Raw genomic sequence first — 20,017 nt, forward strand, 5'->3', positions numbered from 1 at the left:
CAACATAAGGGAGGCTGTGAGTTGTATGATAAAAAGGAAGCTGTTTTTCTTAATCGTTTTCATTGTGACGATAGTAGTTCCTTTCAGCCTAGTCGGGATTAGGACCGCTTACGCAGAGCCCTTACCGTATAAGACGATTATCATCGATGACGGGAGCATCACGATCAATGATGTTGTGACACCTGATGTGGATAACGAGAACAACGGCTATTCGGCTCCAAATTGGACCACAAGTACAGGGGTGAAGGGATATGATAACTCCAGTTCTAAATATACGAGTACAGCAGGCAGAACGATCTCCTGGAATCCTCGATTGGAAGCGGGAATGGCGAAAATTTCATTATATAAGCTTAACTGGGAGGATAAGGCCGATAGCAATGTAAAAATTGAAATCGTTCATAATGGAACGACGGATGTTTTCTTTGTGGATTTGCGACCTTCATTTGGTGCTCCTGCGGGATGGGTGGATTTGGGAGAGTACTATTTTTCCGGGGTTGGTAAAGAATTCGTTAGATTAACTCGGTCTACCAGTACAACCAGCACGATAATTACTCGTGCAGATGCGGTCAAGTTCGAAGGGAATATTCAGCAAAAAGAGCCGCAGAAGACGATCATCATTGATGATGGAAGCATCACGATTGATGATGTCGTCACCACTGATGCAGATAACGCAAATAACGGGTTCTCCGCTCCTTATTGGACTACAAGTACAGGAGTGAAGGGTTATCATAATTCCAGTTCCAAATTTACCGATGCAGTAGGAAGAAGCATCACATGGAATCCGCGATTGGAAGCAGGGACGGCGAAAATATCATTCAACAAGCTTGATTGGGCGGATAAAGCAGACAGTAATGTTAAAATTGAAATTGTTCACAATGGGATCACGGATGTCATGTTTATGGATCTGAGGCCTTCGTCGGGCCCATCGGCCGGATGGGTGGATTTGGGGTCCTATTATTTCAGTGGTAATGATAGCGAATTTGTCAGACTGACTCGAACGCAACCTACGACCGGAAAGATCATTACGCGGGCCGATGCGGTCAAGTTTGAAGGGAACATCCGGCAGCAAGCTCCGCCGTTGCCTCCGCTGCGCAGCCGTACATTGGCGAATCTCAGTTACACGGAAAAAGGCAGTATCGAGAATGACAACTATAAAGTAACCTTCTATGAAGCAGCTTGGGATGGTGGCAAATCCATCGTTCGTGATTTGTTCTACAAGGATACGGATACGGGGAACTGGGTGCCTGTCAATAATGTGGCGGAAAGACTTGAAGAGCAATGGGTCATATTAGATGGGAATGCCGGGAGTCTAACCAATTACTACGATACGATGAACAAACGCTGGATTACATTCGACGAGATCGATTTCCCTGACAGCCACACGGCGATATTAACCGATACTTCACATGGAAGTGATTACGATTTACAAGTGAACTGGTCCATGTCAGGGGACAAACCTGATGTTTCCTTCACCTTTACACCCCGCCGGGATGGCAATTATGTGATCGGCTATCAGTCTTTCACAACAGAGCAAATCTCAGGCGTCAATGAAGTGTTAAATGGTTTCAGGTCACATGCAAAAATGGTAGGTTCAGTCGAATCAACAAGCTTAAGGGAGCTGAGCGCTCCGATGAGTCTGGTGGAAAAGAATGACGGTTCGGGGAATCCATTGACGTATGGGGTATTTGTACCTTCGGATGAGCTTCCGGTGGAATTTGAACCGACGGGAGGTGTTACGAAACAAAGGCTTGGCATGAGCCTTGTCAACAATGAAGGCAGCGTGCAGCCAATCTTGTATGCTCCTCAATTAGGGACTTATTCGAAAATGGCCGCAGAAAGCACTTATCAATTTCATATGGGACTAATCGCTCAAAAAAGCAAATTGTATGTGTCCTACGCGGATGTTCTTTGCAATGAGTATGGTTATTCCGCATACCGGGAAAATGTATCCGATCAGTCGCTTACTGACGCGATGTTCAATATGATCGATTTACTTAAGATAGAGCCGCAAGGGGACGACTCTGTTAATTATGTCCCGTCGCCAAGCGGCTGGTGGAATCGAGCCAAGGGATTTATTGATATTGAGAACGAGGATAGCATTCGAACCACATCGAATGCAGTTCTTCTGGGAGCCTACTATTTGACCGGAGACGACCAGCTTTACGATACGAGAGCGCTGCCGTCCATCCAGAACGGTGTATCGCGAAATGGAATTGGATGGTCACCGACGCAGAAGCCAGTATACGGTGTGCCGTCGTTATGGAAAATGGCATCCTTGCCGTTCGATTTTTCAAGCGTAGCCGCTGTCCATCAGATGATGGGGACTTCGGCAGGAATTGGGGCGCTGGCACAGGAAGAGTACCTCGTGCGTGATCCTGACCAGAAAGACCGGGGTCCTGTCATTCAGCCCCTGATGATGTATCGTATGACGGGAGATGCGCAGTATTTACAGGCTGCCAAGGCTGCAGCCGACAGCTATATCATGCAGCATATTGATACGCCTGCATCCGTAAATGTGAGTAAAAATGAGTTCATTTATTATTATAGCAAGCTGTGGATGGAGATCTTGGAGCTTTACGAGGAAACTCAGGAACCCAAATACTTGAATGCTGCTTATAAAGAAGCCAAACGGTATGCAACGATGTTCGTTGCTCGTCCGGTTCCAGAAGGTGCCGTTACGATTCCGCAGCCTGAGACGTATAATTACGCGGAGTCGTTCCATTGGCCGGAAAGTGGTAAATATCAATATCCTCGGATCAAGCTCCCAGAAGATGTAGCCGGAGGCGTACAAGCGGATAGTTGGCTTGTTTCTCCCAATGGATTGACGTTTGAAGCGGGAAGTACAACTGGCTATTATCGGATGAATGCGCAGGAAGCTCCATTCATGCTGAGATTGTCGCTCTATACAGGTGATAAACTGCTGCAGGATATTGCTCATAATGCGGTCATCGGACGATATTCCAGCTATCCAGGTTATTACTATAAGGGCTTCGCCATTAGTCAATTGGAGCCAAATTTCCCTCTGGAAGGTCCAAGCGGCGCTACATCCATCTATTATCACCATATACCGGGACAGCTCGGGCAAACGATGGATTATTTGATCAGCGAGCAATCGTTGAAATCGAATGGTAGTATTACATTTCCTTCTGTATTTGAAACAAATTTTTTATGGTTCAAATATCACCTCTATGGAAATAAACCAGGTCATTTTTACGGTAATTCCGACGTTTGGCTCTGGATGCCCAAGGGGATAATTCAGACCAACCATCCTCAATTGAACTGGATAACGGGAGAGAGCGGGAATAAATTCTACATCGGGTTAAGCAATGAATCGTCAGCTGAAGTTCAGACTCCGATTGAGTTGAATTCGCAAATCATTGGGTTCAACCCGGCACAAGATTATACCGTAACCATTATCCGCGACAATGGCTCACCAGAGCAAGCGGTTATGAGTGGCGGAATCATTCAAGCCAAGGTTTCAAGCAAGGGAATAACCGCTATCATTGTAGAAGGACTCAACATTGAGGTGCCGCTGCACCAGATCAGAACTGCTGATCTATCGGATGCAAGCTATTTCTTCGATATCCACAGTCCAATAGATGCGGTTAAAGGCATGCTGATCGTCAAGCCCGACGAAACGGCCTACGATGCTTATGTGCAGGCAAAAACGACGAAACCGGCGACGATCCATTATTCCTTGGATGGCGGAGCTACGTATACGACGATTCCAGATACGATCTATCCGATGGAATGGTCGATACGGGTGAACGACTTATCCCAAACCTTCACTTATTATGTGGAATCGGACGGGAAACAGACTCGCAAACGGACACTCTATCTGCCTGATCAGGTAACCGAAACTCCAGTTCAACCGGATTGGCAGGAGGGTTCATCTATCATTGTGGATAATACGGAGGCAGAGACAGAAGGCGTCTGGATACGGGATACTACGGCTAACGACTATTACTATGATAACTATGTGTATTCCAAATCGACTGCAGGCACAGCGACAAGCAGGATAGTATGGCGGCCTGAGCTGCCGGAAACTGTTACTTACAGTGTGTATTACAAGCTTCCGCAAATAACCGCTGCCAGTGAAAATTGGGCAACGAATGCCACATTTACCGTTCATTATAGCGGAGGCTCCGAGACGGTTACCGTTGATGAGACAGCAGCAAATGGGACTTGGGTGTACCTGGGTACTTTTCCTTTTGCAGCAGGCGATAACGGGTACGTGGAATTAACCAATAAGGCTAATAAGTCAAGGGTAGTTGCCGATGCGATGATGTGGGTGGACCCGAACCAGATGCCGCAATTGGAGTCTGCGGTGATCCTGTCGGATCGGAACGAACTGCAGATGACTCAAACCGCACAACTGAGCGTAACCGGCTATTTGGATAACGGTCTGATTGGTGATCTATCACAGGCAAATGTGCAGTATTTCGTTGATCGAACCGATTTGGCTGAAGTGGACAGTAGCGGTTTGTTGACTCTTCTAAGTCTCGACGGGGAAAAAGATCACATTGAGGTATGGGCCACTGTAACGATTGACGGGGTGACCTTAACAACATCGCCTTTGATAATTGCGATCAGGGACTTAACGGTTATTGTCGACAGTACGAATACGACTGGGTTGTACACGACAGAAGGGTCTTGGAGCCAAAGCAATTTAGCCGGATACAAAATTGGGGTTAAGTCCCGTTACTCTACCGTTCAAGGATCATCAGCGACGTGGAAAGGCCAGTTTCCAGAGGGGAAATATACGGTCTCCATCTACAAGCTCGTCCATACGACAGCAAACGATAATTATGTCAAAGTGGAAGTGAAGCATCAGTCGGTTACCGAGGTCACGTATATCGATGCAACCGTCGGCTCGTCGGGTTGGGTTAATCTAGGAACGTTCGACTTTACAGGAGACGGCAGCGAGTATGTTCGTTTAACCAGGGTTACTCCGACAACGGTAGATCCCCCAACTCTGCCTGCTGATATGATCTATACGAGGGCTGATGCAGTCAAGTTCGAACGGCATTCCGTTAGTCCGGTATTGTTTGGTCTGCCAGGTAAACCGAAACTTTCGAATAATAGCAGTGAGTTTCTGAATGGAAGCGGAACAACGGTAAGTGATAAGTGATATCGTAAAATAATCCTTTGAGCTGAGTGGATGAAACCGATCCATTCGGCTTTTTTATGAAACTATATTAACAAACGATAAAATGGTCTTAACTGGAAACGATTCTTTAGATTGTGTTAATCTGTCTAATAGTGAACTCCATTAGAGAGAGGGTTGTTACTTGAAAAGAAACATATTATATATTGAAGATAATGAGAAAATAGGCCAATGGGTAAAAGAAGAATTGGAGCAGCGGGGGTTTTCAGTTCAGTGGCTGCTTTCTGGTGAAGGAGCCGAAAAAGAAGTGAATCAGCATGAAATCGTTATTTTGGATATCATGTTACCTGGGTTAGACGGATTTACTGTAGGAAAACGATTAAAAAAGGCAGCTCCTGCTGTTCCTATTTTGCTGTTATCTGCTCGAACATCGATAAATGATAAGGTAGATGGGTTACAGTTTGCTGATGATTATTTAACGAAACCATTTCATACGGATGAATTAGTTGCGAGATTAGAAGTATTAATCCGCCGAAGTGGCAGAAGACATTCTGGACGCATTTCATTAGGTAATCATATTGAAGTAGATCCAGGACTCCAAATGGTATATGACAAGCCCACAGGAGAAGAAATTATACTGACAGGGAAACAACATCAAATTTTAATGTACTTCTTACGCCACCCTAATCAAGTTTTACCAAAAGAACAAATTTATGAAGCCATTTGGGAAGAAACGTACATAACCGGTGATAAGACACTAATGGTACATATCCATCGACTACGTCAGAAGTTGGAACGTCATCCAGATTCACAAGAGATTATTGAAACGTTAAAAGGAATAGGCTATCGGGTGAAGCTATGAAACACAGCAGATCATTATTTCGCCGTTTTCTAAAAGTGCATTTTCTATTTATCTTCCTTCCTCCAATTGTGCTTATTTTCTTCTTTACCTTCTTTGGGTTTTCTGTCAATGAAGAACCTCTGACGTTAAATCCATTTTACATTACACTGCTTTTGTTTGGTTTTATTATTGTCGCATTTATTGTCTCCTCTTGGCTGTTCTTCTTGAGACTTCGTAAACGTCTCACCGGCTTACAGGAAGTCATGTCATTTTCAGCTAATCATAACTCCTTTCCTAAACCGATTTCTGTCCAAAGTGATCGTATGGATGAATTAGACCAGTTGGGAAGTTCTTTTAATTGGATGATTCAGCAGCTTGAAGACAGTCGCAAGCGGGAACATGAAGAAGAATTATTACGGCATCGGCTCATTGCTAATTTATCTCACGATTTACGAACACCACTTACCATATTGAGAGGACATGTCACCAGATTAAATAAAGAAGCAGTAAGTTTAGAAGGACAAAACTCCTTAACAGAGATGAATCATACGATTACCAGAGTCGGAGATCTGATGGATGATTTACTTTCCTACACTTTGCTTACATCAGGGAAACATCCTTTTGTACCCATTTCAACAGATATTGGACGTTTAGTAAGAGCATCTGTTGCAGCATGGTATCCTGTATTTGAAGAACAAGAAGTTCAGATCGATGTGGATTTACCGGCAGAGGAGACTTTTTATTGGGAGGCCGATCCACAATGGATGACACGGGTTCTGGACAATCTATTTCAGAATATTCTTCGCCATGCAGCAGAGGGGGAATATGCAAACATTGTGGTTGATGTAGTAAAAGAACAGATCATCGTTGCAGACAAAGGTCCAGGTATGGATAACTTCTCCTATGAGCGTGGAGCAGGGATTGGCTTATCGGCTTCAAATTATATGCTGCAAAAAATGAAGCTGAAAGCTGACTTTACATCAAATGAAAATGGTACAAAAGTAGCTATTGGCCGAGCTTAACCTAAAGTTAACCCAGAATTAAACGGGCTGATAGCCGGGATGTAACTTTGCTTCTTTATAATAAGAACCATAACAGAAAGGAAGTGTTATGGTTGCTTACCATTAATAACTTAGTCAAACATCGCGGAAAACAAGTAATCTTATCTGGTATCAGTTTTAATGCTAGACCCGGTAGGGTAACTGGGTTTCTAGGTCCCAATGGGGCAGGTAAAAGTTCTACACTCCGCATCCTGCTTGGATTAGATCGTGCCACCTCAGGGAGTGCATTCATTAATGGAAAGCCATTCGCAGAATTACATAATCCTCTAGCAACCGTAGGTGCTGCACTTGATGGCTTTGGAGCTCATCGTATGCGGACCGGACGGGCACACTTGCGTTGGATTGCTCGTGCCGCAGGATTGCCTAGCTCACGTGTCGAGGAGGTTCTGGAAATCGTAGGCCTTACTAATGCAGCTGGGAAAAGAGTTGGCAATTATTCTCTTGGTATGGGGAGAAGACTTGGAATGGCGGCTGCACTGCTTGGTGACCCCAAAATATTGGTTTTAGATGAACCCGTAAACGGGCTTGACCCCGAAGGAATTCGCTGGATTCGGACATTTTTACGTGAACGTGCTGAGTCAGGAAACACGGTCTTACTATCCAGTCATCTAATGGGAGAGCTTGCAGCGACTGTTGATGATGTGGTGATTATTAAGCATGGAACAATCGTTGCAGATGGAACATTGGAAGAAGTAAAAGGTAACCATTCCACGCTGGAGGATGCCTATTTTGCCCTGACAAATGAGAATACAGGTGTTGTTGTATGAGAGCATTCAAGGCGGAACTATCAAAATTGTTCTCCCTGCCGGGCATTTGGCTTGCCTCTTTCATTGGAGCATTTGCCCCAGCGGTCATTGCTGCCTTGGACAGTACCGCACAAAAAGAGGAGATTATTGCTGGTGTTAGCACAAGGCTAGCGGAAGTTGGCTATATTGGATTAGTTTATGGTGTGCAAGGTGTCATTCTTCTTGGCGTGCTTGCTGTTAGTAGTGAGTATATGACAGAGAGCAGTGAATCGGGTGGAGGACAACAGATTATAACAAGTTTAACTGTTGTTTCATCCCGACTTCATTTTTTGCTGGCAAAAGCAGGGGCTGTGACAGTGATTAGTATACTGCTGTGTATTGTTGCTATTATGACAACTGTGTCAGCAACCCATCTTATTCTTGGTGAATATACCCCTGCATTGGAATGGTCTAAACTTATCGGTGCAGTTTGTTACTGGACATTTACTGCTCTTTTAGCATTTGGGATTACTATACTTACTAAGAATGGCATTATCCCGCTTACTGTACTCTTGATAAATTCATCACTTGTGTCATTTAGTTTCCTGCTTTCTAAGATTACAAAGTTAGCGTTTTACTTACCTGATATAGCTGGCGCTGATATGTTTATGAGCCTTGGATTTAACACCCCATTCACAGGCGGTTTAATCATGTCTACCTGGGTAGCCGTTCTTTTCATTGTTGCAGGTATTGTGTTCCATAGGAGGGACGTTGCAGCATGAGTGTCTCATCTAGTAGAAAGCTAACACAAATGCTTGGTGCTGAACTGGATAAACTAGTTACCTTACCATTGATATGGCTCACGCTTATGGGGACGTTCATTTTTAATTTAGTTTTAGCCGCAGCTTTTACTTCTATTGGTCTACAAGGGGCAGCAGGGACGCAAAGTATACTGAGTATAGGACTCGCTTCTATGAGATATATTCAAGCAGGGTTCATTATTCTTGGTATTTTAGCTACATGTTCAGAGTATACTGGCGGGCAGATTAGAACTACTTTAACTACGATACCTTGGCGCGGGCTTCAATTATGCACGAAGCATTTTGCGTTGGCAATCATCACTATTCCCGTGGCGTTTATTATTGCTGGATCAGGTGTACTATATACTTTTATTAGGATGGAAGATACAGCAGAAGTGATTACAATAGACACTATGATAACAACATTAACAGGTGCAACGGGCTATCTAACATTAACTACACTTCTCAGTGCAGCTATAGGTGCTTTATTAAGGCGAACCACGCCTGCTTTAGTGTTACTGCTTGGTTATTATTTCATTGTAAGTCCACTGCTGAGAAATTTTCTGCCTAGTATTACAAATTATTTTCCGGATATGGCAGGGTATTATATGTATATGCCGCGCTCCTCTGAGGAGATAAATGTCCTTACATCAATGCAAGGGACAGGTATTTCAATGTTATGGACATTGATCTTTATTACAGTTGCTATTGTATTTTACCGTAAACGGGATGCCTAATTTCAGGTTTCATTATAAGGTTGTAAATTCTCTTATGGATTGATTTCGAGCTACAGCTGTTGCTATCATAAATTTATGATCATCTATAATTGCATTTAAACGTTAATATCAAATGGCTTCGTCCTTTGTTTTCAGAGGACGAAGCCATTTGTGTTTTTTGTGCTTTAGCGAACACCTCGCTATGGTCCTTCTTGTGGAAATTGATCCCCTAGCACACAAATAATTGCGAACTAGGACAGTTTTTATAAGTCAAATTTGTTCAAATTCAGTCTAAATAAGCGCTTACATTAGGGGGCGGCTAAACTTACAATGATGTCTAAGCATTAAATTTGGGAACTTCTCCTACAACGGCGACGAATTATGCTGTCATAGGCTTTCTTGCAAAGCTAGATTGAATATTGGAAAAGGAGGCGTCATGGGGATTAAAAGACGAAAACCAACAGTGATTATCTTATTTATCGCTCTGATTGTTCTTATTTTACTCGTGTTGAGCTTAACTAACAAAAAAGCGGGACTGCCTGAAAATTGGATATTCACAGTAGGCGGATACGCCGTAACAGAAGAAGAATTTCAATTTTATGTCAAAGAGCAAAGATCTATAACGACAGACTATTTCTTCAAAACTTATGGGGCCCAAGTAGATGAGGGCTTCTGGACACGTCAATACGGCGAAAATCATGAAACCCCATCTGAATACGCCAAAAAATCTGCGATGTCTGCATTACTAAAGACCAAACAGGAGCAATTAATTGCAGATGAGCGGGGGCTCGCCCCTTACAAAAGCTTCGATGAGCTAAAATCCGACATGGAAGATGAAAATGTTAAGCGAACAAAGATGGATGATTCAGGAGGGACTTACTATGGGTTGCCTCAGTTTGACTTATATCAATACATGCAATATTTAAGTGGTGCCCGTTGGCCGGATTTGGTAGAAACCCAGCTTAAAAAAACGAAAATGAGCGAATCCGAGTTGCAAGTTGAGTATGCTTCAAAAAGTGCGGAATATGTTCGTATTGCTGATGAATTAACGGCCACGTTAGCGATAGCGGGGCAGGCTAAGGAAGAGAAAGTGCTAAATCGTTTGGACATATCTAAAGAAGATACCGAATCTCTTAAGTTCTGGGAGTCATTAGCTGCTGCTTCTGTAGGCGAGACAGTAATCGGTAAATATATGGGTGAAGATGTCATTGCCACATTAATCACAAAACCGGAAATCTCCAAGCTTAAACTGGAAGAAGTGAAGGATTCCATTCTATACGGATGGGCGGAATCTGACTTACGAGCGTTAATTGCAAATACCAATAAGTTGAAGATCGTGTATAACGCTAATCAATTCAGTGAATTAGTAGTGAACTAGAATAGTTATGTTTTTAAGTTTATAAGAATCTATGTCTATTGAGACTTCTATAGATGCAGATTTTTTATAAAGTATTCATTTATTAATTTCAAAGGGAGGAAGTGTTTGGATGATACGATCGAAATGGATGCAAAAAGCTTTGTCGATGATTACGGCAACTTCGTTGGTATTCCCTGGTCTGTTCGGCTTGGCGCCTTCATCTGAAGTGTCAGCTGCGGGAGGGGGCGAATCTTTTGACTCTGTTGTACTAGAATTGACACAAGCGGCAGGTCAGGCGGGCAGGGTGAATCTTACCTATAAAGGTTCGCCTTTAAGCAGTCTGGTGAAAGGACCGGTTATTGACGAGGTTAATTACGATTCCAGCAATACAAATCTTTTAACTGTTAATAATCAGGGGAACATTACTTTAGCTAGCGGTTATACCTTTGCGTCACAAGGCGCTCCGGGCATCCCGGTGACAATCACGGCCGCTGCGAGTTATTACCATGACTCCGATGTGTTGTTCATGGAGGATTTCGAGAACAACAATGGTCCGATGACATCAACGGGCAAATTAGGCTCGTCATACACGCTGTCCGATGCTCAGTCCCGTTCTGGATTGAAAGCGATTACACCTTCGAATGATACGAATAATGAAAATGTAGCCCAAGACGTGGCATTGCCGGCAGGCAGCAATTACAAGATGACGGCATGGTATTTTGACCCGTATCCTGATGAGGAGAAGACAGCGACGGATAGAACTCAATTTGCTATTGTAGATGGCAAAAATGCCACCTTTGCCGGGACATTCTATCAAAGCTCAGAGGCTGATGTTATTCATAACCCGACTAGATATACTTGGGCATATGCACCATCATCAGCGGGTACAGCAGGCAACCGTTGGAAAGATAGCGGGGCTTTACGTTCCACAGGCTGGCATAAATTTGAGTGGCTCATTACACCGAATGGTGCGACTTTACAAATAGACGGAACATTAATATCCGATTCAGCGCAAAGTAATATTTACAAAGCTATGAAGAGCGGTACAACCATTCAGCCTAAAATAGCTGGAGGATGGAACAACCAGTCAGGCAACAAAGCTTATATTAAAAATAAACATCTAATCGACGATTTTTATGTTGTTAAAGATGTGGCTACAACAACAGGAACCAGAACATTAACATTAAATTTGGTACCTCCCGGTGGATTGCCAAATTTAGAAATAATCACTCAGCCAACAGCAGCAGAAGTGAAACAAGGTGAGACAGCAACATTTAGCGTTGCGGCATCAGCCGCTGCTTCAGCCTATCAGTGGTATGTATCTGATGACGAGACTGGCTTGAACGGGACAAAAGTCAGTGGAGCTGATAAGGCGCTATTAACGCTTCCCAATGTGGACTCAGCTTCACAACAAGGCAATTTCTATTATTGCGAAGTGTCCTCGGCAGAGGGAGTTATGGTGAAATCCAATGCTGTACCGTTATTGATAACCACCAATACACAGGTGAATGCGCCAATTAACCCGATGCTTGACTCAGATACGGGCATTTATAGTGGTGCTTCCAATTACGGAGATACCCTTGTAACACTGTTCAAAGACGGTGGACCTGTTGGTTATTATTTATCGAAAAATGGGGGACCCGACCAGCCTAACAATCATGAAAGGCATCATGTTCTGCCCTATGCTAGGGCACTGGGAGTGGGCAACTACACTGTTACAGCCATTGTCATTAATAATGCGGGAGACATCAGTGAAGAAGTTGCAGCATCCGGAATATTAAAGATCGAGAAATTACCTGTACCGGTAAATGTCAGATGGAACGGCACATACGCTACATGGGACCGTGTCGCTAACGCAGCTGCCTATTCGGTTCAACTCTTCAGGAATGGAGTGGCTAATGGAAGCCCGATTGCAGCAACAACCAGTGATGTGGCTTTGTCCCCGACTTTAAATGATACATTTAAAGTAACAGCAAACGGCAACGCAACATCACGATTCTTAGACTCTGCTGAATCAGGGGAGAGCACCCGATATTCAGCTAACATTGCGTTAATTCGCCAGAACGATACTCTGCGTGCAGGAGATAAAACGCGGTTAATCGTTGACACTGCTGATGTGTTCGTTGCTGATAACATCAGCTTCAGCCCAGCGGATCAAGACAAGGATAAGATTGAAGTAGATGATGCCGGATTCGTGACGGTTAAGAAAGGTTATGTTCCGACAGGGAACGAAGAGGTCACTGTTCAAGTGAGCGTTGATTACTTCAATAAGGCTGAAACTATGTTTTACGATGGGTTTGAAGGGGAGAAGAAATTTTCAAATGGTGCGAACGGATATGTTCACAGCGATGTGATGTCCCGTACCGGAGGAAAGGCCGCGACATCAAGCGGCGCCGGTCAGGTGGCTACTGTTCCAGGTACCTATAATTACGCCCCTGCAACCGGTAAGACAACAATCGTTACTGCTTGGTACTATGATGATGGCAGAGCGGGTTCCAATGACCATGCTGTCTTTGGCTTAACCCCATCGTCCAATGAACATATCGCCATCAATTATGGCAATGGAGATGGTGATTGGGCGGAAAATCTGACCCATTACGCAGTCAGACCCGGTTCATCTGGAAGATTCTATCCTGTAGATGTCAAGCGAAGCGAAGGCTGGCATAAATTCCAATGGTTCGTTACATCAACGGGAACGACCTATAAAATCGATGGACAAGACCTTCAAAGGCAATCAACAGATGGTGGCAATTTTGATACCCAAGTTAAGAATAATATTTCCAAGATCGATGCATTGCAGCTTGCTACAAACTGGGGCAACAAGGCTGGAACGGTTAAGGATATACAGAACAAACATTTTATCGATGACGTATATGTTATCGATAGTGGAAAAACAGCCCAAACCGGGACAGCTTCTATTACGCTAAAGCTGTTGCCTAAAGAGTATAGTCACTTGGAAGACAGCACATATGTTATGGGTCTGGATGACTATAATATCACCGTAAATCCTGATTTGGCGGATCTAGCTGGAGTGGAAATCGGCACTGTAACTTTACTCCGGGATGTGGATTATAAGGTTAGCGGTAATGTATTGAAGATTAACAAAGAATCATTCGCAAGAAATAATATCGTACCGGGAAAATATACGGTTAGACTTAATCTGCATCCTGCCGAAATCACATTCGAGTTGAACATTGTACCCCTTGAAGTCCGTGATTATTATTTCTCCAATAACGGTGACGATCAGGAAGATGGACTCACTCCGGCTACGGCTTGGAAATCAATCTCCAAGATTAATGAATATGTATTTATGCCGGGTTCAACCATTTATCTGGATGCGAATAGCGTATGGAATGAACAAATCAGACTGCGCGGCAATGGTGAGGAAGGAAATCCGATTACGCTTACAAAATATAATACGACCGATCCTAACCAACGACCGATCATTAATGGTGGTGGAACAGCGTCGAGCCCATCAGGGATTTCCTTAAACGGTACCATTGAGTTATATGACGTTAACTATTGGGTAGTCAGTGGAATTGAAGTCACGAACATCGGCAATGCAGCAGGTGACGGCCGTTCCGGTATCGCTGTAATGTCGCGGATTTCCAAGCTGAGTCAAGGTCAGTTTAATATTCAAGAGTATGCTGATGCTCGTATGCAAGGAATGGTTATTCGAGATAACTATGTTCATGATGTTAATGGGCTGCACCAAGCAAATGGAGCAAATAAGGTGTCCGGCGGCATCATTATTAATGGTTATGTAGATATATTGGTTGAAGGCAACAAAACCCTTCGCTGCGATAATGAAGGTATTCGCAATAATGCCTATGGACCAAGCAATCCAGGGACCAATAACACAGGTATTACTTGGAGTAACTCAAGCTATCCTTGGGCATCAAAAGCTGTGTTTAGAAACAACTGGGTTTCAAGTTCGGTTGGAGATGGTATTGTCATGTCCGGGGGAAACAACTCCCTTGTGGAAAGAAATGTGGTCACAGACAACGGTTACAGCTATCTAAGCGATAAGAGCGGCAACCTGGTTACGAACTGGGGACCAAATAATACAAACCCAACATATCTAGGTTCGCAAAACTATGCGGCCGCGTGGATTATGGCAAGTAAAGGTACGATCTTCCGCTATAATGAAGCTGTCGATAACCCTTATCATGCTAGCAATGACGGTATGGCTTGGGACATAGACAACTATTGTCAGGACAATGTATATGAATACAATTACAGCCGAAATAACTATGGCGGTTGGTATTTACAGATGAATGCTGCCAAGGGCAATATCGTTCGGTATAACATTAGCGTGAATGATGGTCGCAGCCCGGATTTTAACAAGAGCTTTAATAGTCTTATATTACTAGCGGGGGGTTCTTCAACGAGCGAGGAATTAAGCGGCTTATACTATAACAATGTTATCGTCACGCCATTAAAGAATAGCAGTTCGTTAGTGTTTGACCCGACAGCCTCCAACTTGAACATTTATTTCCAGAATAATATTTTTGCCTACACTGGGGAAAACAACCATGTTGGTCTGAAAGGCGGAGGAACATCAGCTCCATTTGCAGCCGGACGGTTTACGAACAACATTGTGTATCCGGCTAATCTTTTTGGTAGCATGAACGCAGGCGGGGGCGGGTATCTAGGTGCAGGCGTAACTGCAACAGACAACCGCTATGTAACAGATGAGGAACTACATTCTATATTAAATGATTATAAATCTACACCGGAACATTGGATTACTAACAGTGGAACAGTTGATGCCAAGCTTGATTATAGTGCGATGAACGGGTTCCGTCTTGCTGACGGTAATAACCTGGCCTTTGGTACAGGTGCCGAAATTGTGAGCCCATATGTGGATCGCGCGAATGCTCTACCTCATATGACGGAGAGAACAGACTTCTTCGGCAACCCACTTAGCGGCAGAACACCTTCCATCGGTGCACACAACCCTTATGCGGTGACTTTTGATTCTAATGGTGGTAGCGATGTTGCAATGAAGTTCGCTGATCTGGGCGGGACAATTACCGAGCCAACAGCGCCGACAAAAGAAAAAACGGTTTTCGACGGTTGGTATCAAGATGCAGGATTAAACGATGCCTGGGATTTCGTTGCTGATCCTGTTACATGGAATATTGAATTATATGCGAAATGGGCTGAAGGCGCAGGTACGGCGCCAACGATTACGACGAATTCGCTTGCGGATGGCAAAGTTGGACAACCGTATTTGGCAGTCTTTACCACTGATGGCGATAAACCGATCAAATGGGCCATTGTAGAGGGTCAATTGCCATCAGGATTAAGCTTGGATGAAGATGCAGGAATTATATCTGGTACACCCGATCAATGGGGTCAATTTACGTTCAAAGTTCAAGCTAATAATGAAGCAGGCAGTGACACGAAACGGTTCAATATCGTGATCACTAAAGACGTCTACGGTGACACAGCTCCGGAAATTATAACTAAGAACTTGCCAAGCGGCAAAGTAGGACAACCGTATACGGCAACATTAGCGGTATATGGCAGCCAACCGATGACTTGGAAGGTCCAAGGAGGAGCTTTGCCAGCAGATTTTAACCTAGATGAAACAACCGGCGTAATCTTGGGTACACCTCAAGAGGCAGGATATTACGAATTTAATGTTGCAGCAACGAATGACTTTGGTAAAGATGAGCGGGTATTAAGCATCGAGATTAAAGAGGATAAGCCAGTAGATACAGCTCCAGAGATTATCACTAAGAATCTGCCAAACGGCAAAGCTGGACAACCCTATACGGTAACATTATCGGTATACGGCGACGAACCGGTTACTTGGACAGTGAGTGATAATTATTTACCTGTTGGGTTGAATTTAGAAGAAGCTACGGGTGTGATATCAGGGGTGCCTACTGAAGCGGGAACGTACAAATTTACTGTTACGGCTTCCAATCATGCTGGCAGGGATACGACAGAGTTAACTATCGTAATTACTGCCAATGACAACGGCGGTAATAACAATGGCGAAAGTTCAGGTGGCCCAAGCAGTACGCCGACGCCTTCGCCAGAACCATCAGTAGCGGATCGTATGGATGCTACAATCAAAGAGCAGCTGAAGAAGGGCGATTCCATAGAATTGACGTTGTCAGCCGGAATAGACGAGCTTGAGATTCATAGCGATACGATCGGTGCAATTATTAAAGCTGACAAACCACTAATCGTTACGAATGACACCGTTTCGGTTGAATTATCACCTGAATTGTTGAAGCAATTGAATACAGGCAAGAAAATGAAGGTTGTCATTAAACCTGTAGATGAAGGAGACTTAGTAATAGGGCGGGGTTATGAGTTGAAGATCTTCGCGGATGACCGGGAAATAAAGGATTATAAAGGGCTTATACCCGTAACCTTCGATCTGACAAAAGAGAAGTTGTTGAATAACGATATCAGCATGTTATGCGGTGTCATTCTTCGGTTAGACGGTAGCATGGAACGTTTAGGTGGTAACTATGACCATAAGACAGGTAAATTTACCTTCACAGCAAAAGGGCTAGGCTATATCTTCGTTACAACGAAGCCTGAACCTGTGATATTGGAATTTACGCTAGGTAAGACAGGGTATAAATTAAACGGAAACGAAATGAGTAGGGACGTTGCGTCGATGGTCGTTAAAGGAAGAACGTTAGTACCACTACGCTTCGTAGCCGAGAGCTTAGGAGCAAAAGTAGGCTGGGATAACATTACGAAAACCGTACTGATTACCTTGGAAGGAAAGACTTTGTCGATAACGATCGGTGAACTTGCACCAGGAATGGATGTAGCTGCTGAAATTGTAAACGGACGTACTATGCTCCCATTACGCTTCATTGCTGAGTATTTTGGTGCAGATGTATTCTTCGATAATACTACAAAATCCATTCGTATCATGAAATAGTATTCGCTAATAAAATTTATTTTCATAGCTATCAAAAAAGTCCTGATGATAACTTTATCAGGACTTTTTTTTGCAATTTCGAGGATTTATAGCATTCAAGCTACTATTTTTAAGTAACTCATTTCGATAAATCACATATACCGTTTTTTTGAAATCGATTGTCAGATACTTTACAAAGAGATATGACATAAATCATAAAAAAGACACATCTTTTTGACGAGTATAGCTACATTGAGCTATAGGCAGTTATCTTCCTTTTATTTACACTTAAAGCGTATTCATAGAGGAGCGCTCACGATACTGAAACTAGTGTGCACAAAACGTCTCTAGCAATAGAAATCTCGCGATATAGTGGGGGGTACAATCAATCCAATATTTTGAAGGAATTAAGCTTTCATTCATTATTAGGTGAGTCAGTAGCAATTCTAGGCGAAAATAGCGCAGGTAAAACAACTTTTTCGTGCACTTCTTCAACTGCTTCGCAGAGAAACGGGAGGCTGAATCGGTATGAACCATTTATGATGAAACTGATGCAAGCTTCGGAGGTATCCAAGGATCGTAAAAAAAGGGGGCAGTGGTTATAGCCAAGAGAAACTATCATTCAGGCATTCTGAGAATTCTGGTCACGATATTAGCTACTCTCTTCTTTATCACACCAACCTATTGTAATGCAACTAATACGAATCCGGAAGCGATTCCACTGCAGCCGATTATTGATGCGGCTCGCAGCGGAGATTCAATTTCCCTCGCTCCGGGAACTTACCTGGGACCGGTTCGCATTGACAAAAGGCTGACCATCAGTGGAGAGGGAAGAGCAACATTAGTAAACTCTTCTCCAGACGCTAAGATTGCTGTCCTTATTCTCTCTGAAGGCGTACAGTTGGAAAATCTGAATATTCAACAAGACAACGACGAGGATGCGGCAGCGGTTCAGGTGGAAGCAGATAGGTTTATATTGAGGAATTTGACGATCCATACTGCGGGATTTGGAATTGTATTACGTGAGGCTGACGGTGGCATTATTGCAAATAATAAAATCCGCTGGTTTATTCCAAAAGGGACTGCTCCGGGAACAAGGGGCAATGGGATTGACCTATATAACTCTCACGGAACAAACATAAGTGAGAATGAAATCTCTTACTTGCGGGATGGCATCTATCTGGAGAACAGTCGCAATACGGTAGTTGACCAGAACAAGCTTTCGTATTTACGCTATGGTGTTCATTGTATGTATATCAATGGCTCTTCGGTCACCAACAACATTGGGGAATACAATGTGACGGGAGCAATGATAATGGGAGTGAAAGATGTTCTGGTTTCAGGCAATTCTTTTCGCAAGCAGAGACAGAATGTCCATTCCCAAGGGATTTTGCTATATGATGTGCATACCTCAAAAATTGTGAACAACGTGGTGGAAGGAAATCGTGTGGGGATCTATATGCAGCAGTCTTCAGACAACAACCTCCAGAATAACCTTGTGCTCCGGAACTATATTGGAATTCAGTTTGAAGAAGCAGAAGGTAATCGTTTTCAACGCAATGGTTTTGTTGCTAATGTCATTGAGGCACAAGCGACAGGAAGCAGGAATAATGAGATGAACGGTAATTTTTGGGATTCATTCGAGGGTCTTGATCTTACTGGGGATGGCGTGAGCGATCTTTCTTATGCAATTAATCCCTTTTACCAGCAATTAATCTCCAAAACTGCTGCTTATCAGATTTTTTTCCAATCACCAGGCATGACATTTTTAAGCGATATGTATACAGACGGTAAAGCACAGTGGTCTACTGACTCGACTCCGCTAATGCAATTGGAGATAGGTGCGGCCGCTGAAGGGCAGACAAGCGGAGGCCAAGGATCAGTAATGATAGTAGGTTGGCTGCTTATGTTTTTTTCAGTGATTTTAATAATATACTTGGGGGTATTACGATTATGAAAAAATGGAATGTAGGTTTAATATTGGTCCTGAGTTTGTTAGTCTTGTCAGCTTGTGGAGTCAAGAAGTACAAACCTTTGGCTATAAATGAAGCGGTAGATATTTGTGTGATTTGCAACATGCAGGTTAAGGATGATGCTTATGCCACTCAATTGACGACCAAAGATGGTAAAAATTATAAGTTTGATGATATTGGTTGTATGAACGAATGGAAGGAAAAGAACGGGACCAAGGACATTGGAATGGACTATGTCAGGGATTACAACGACAAAGAGTGGATTGAATTTAGCAAAGCGAGCTATGTCTATGATGAGTCTCTGCGTACACCTATGGCCTATGGTGTAATTAGCTTTAAGGATAGCACTGCTGCTGAAGATTTTGTAAAGGAGCAAGGGGTAGGTACAGTACTGACTGCCGGAGATTTGGCATCCCATGAATGGAAACAAAATACGGATAATATGAATATGGATATGCATGGTGAAGAAGGTCATATGGACGACCATATGTCTGAGGATCAGGATGGTGTGCATAATGACCAAGAGACGGGCATGTAAT

The 20,017-nt window shown here is 43.5% G+C and carries 10 protein-coding genes; all 10 read left to right on the top strand.

Features of this window, described 5'->3' with window-relative positions; all coding sequences use genetic code 11:
* Positions 1-25: 25 nt before the first annotated feature.
* The 10 genes from ACN6KS_RS15460 (at position 26) to ACN6KS_RS15505 (ending at position 20,016) form a co-directional block, all read left to right on the top strand.
* A complete protein-coding gene (locus tag ACN6KS_RS15460) occupies positions 26-5,131 on the top strand; it encodes a golvesin C-terminal-like domain-containing protein (RefSeq protein ID WP_341134858.1) in 5,106 nt (1,701 codons plus the stop codon).
* Positions 5,132-5,291: 160 nt separating this feature from the next.
* A complete protein-coding gene (locus tag ACN6KS_RS15465) occupies positions 5,292-5,969 on the top strand; it encodes a response regulator transcription factor (protein ID WP_341134859.1) in 678 nt (225 codons plus the stop codon).
* Positions 5,966-6,970 (top strand): sensor histidine kinase, encoded by a 1,005-nt coding sequence (locus ACN6KS_RS15470; protein ID WP_440959981.1) that lies wholly within the window; start codon positions 5,966-5,968, stop codon positions 6,968-6,970. Before ACN6KS_RS15465 ends, ACN6KS_RS15470 begins: the two co-directional genes overlap by 4 nt.
* A gap of 83 nt (positions 6,971-7,053) precedes the next feature.
* A complete protein-coding gene (locus tag ACN6KS_RS15475; protein WP_341109051.1) occupies positions 7,054-7,776 on the top strand; it encodes an ABC transporter ATP-binding protein in 723 nt (240 codons plus the stop codon).
* Positions 7,773-8,516 (top strand): ABC transporter permease, encoded by a 744-nt coding sequence (locus ACN6KS_RS15480; protein WP_440959982.1) that lies wholly within the window; start codon positions 7,773-7,775, stop codon positions 8,514-8,516. Before ACN6KS_RS15475 ends, ACN6KS_RS15480 begins: the two co-directional genes overlap by 4 nt.
* Complete coding sequence (locus tag ACN6KS_RS15485) at positions 8,513-9,271, top strand: ABC transporter permease (protein ID WP_341134861.1); 759 nt, start codon at positions 8,513-8,515, stop codon at positions 9,269-9,271. Before ACN6KS_RS15480 ends, ACN6KS_RS15485 begins: the two co-directional genes overlap by 4 nt.
* 415 nt (positions 9,272-9,686) lie before the next feature.
* Complete coding sequence (locus ACN6KS_RS15490) at positions 9,687-10,628, top strand: hypothetical protein (protein WP_341134862.1); 942 nt, start codon at positions 9,687-9,689, stop codon at positions 10,626-10,628.
* 109 nt (positions 10,629-10,737) lie between these two features.
* Positions 10,738-17,526 carry a putative Ig domain-containing protein gene (locus ACN6KS_RS15495; RefSeq protein WP_440959983.1) on the top strand — a complete coding sequence of 2,263 codons (6,789 nt, stop codon included), beginning with the start codon at positions 10,738-10,740 and terminating at the stop codon, positions 17,524-17,526.
* 574 nt (positions 17,527-18,100) lie between these two features.
* Positions 18,101-19,462 (top strand): right-handed parallel beta-helix repeat-containing protein, encoded by a 1,362-nt coding sequence (locus ACN6KS_RS15500; protein WP_256990587.1) that lies wholly within the window; start codon positions 18,101-18,103, stop codon positions 19,460-19,462.
* On the top strand, positions 19,459-20,016 hold the full coding sequence (locus ACN6KS_RS15505) for a nitrous oxide reductase accessory protein NosL (protein ID WP_440959984.1): 558 nt from the start codon (positions 19,459-19,461) through the stop codon (positions 20,014-20,016). Before ACN6KS_RS15500 ends, ACN6KS_RS15505 begins: the two co-directional genes overlap by 4 nt.
* The last annotated feature ends 1 nt before the right edge of the window (position 20,017 follow it).

It is taken from the genome of Paenibacillus nitricinens (assembly GCF_052056485.1).
GTDB classification, from domain to species: domain Bacteria; phylum Bacillota; class Bacilli; order Paenibacillales; family Paenibacillaceae; genus Paenibacillus_AQ; species Paenibacillus_AQ nitricinens.

What these genes read in the sequence shown, in the direction of transcription:
- ACN6KS_RS15460 (WP_341134858.1), top strand. Translation starts at nt 26, where the DNA reads ATGATAAAAAGGAAGCTGTTTTTCTTAATCGTTTTCATTGTGACGATA.
- ACN6KS_RS15480 (WP_440959982.1), top strand. Translation starts at nt 7,773, where the DNA reads ATGAGAGCATTCAAGGCGGAACTATCAAAATTGTTCTCCCTGCCGGGC.
- ACN6KS_RS15485 (WP_341134861.1), top strand. Translation starts at nt 8,513, where the DNA reads ATGAGTGTCTCATCTAGTAGAAAGCTAACACAAATGCTTGGTGCTGAA.
- ACN6KS_RS15495 (WP_440959983.1), top strand. Translation starts at nt 10,738, where the DNA reads ATGATACGATCGAAATGGATGCAAAAAGCTTTGTCGATGATTACGGCA.
- ACN6KS_RS15470 (WP_440959981.1), top strand. Translation starts at nt 5,966, where the DNA reads ATGAAACACAGCAGATCATTATTTCGCCGTTTTCTAAAAGTGCATTTT.
- ACN6KS_RS15490 (WP_341134862.1), top strand. Translation starts at nt 9,687, where the DNA reads ATGGGGATTAAAAGACGAAAACCAACAGTGATTATCTTATTTATCGCT.
- ACN6KS_RS15505 (WP_440959984.1), top strand. Translation starts at nt 19,459, where the DNA reads ATGAAAAAATGGAATGTAGGTTTAATATTGGTCCTGAGTTTGTTAGTC.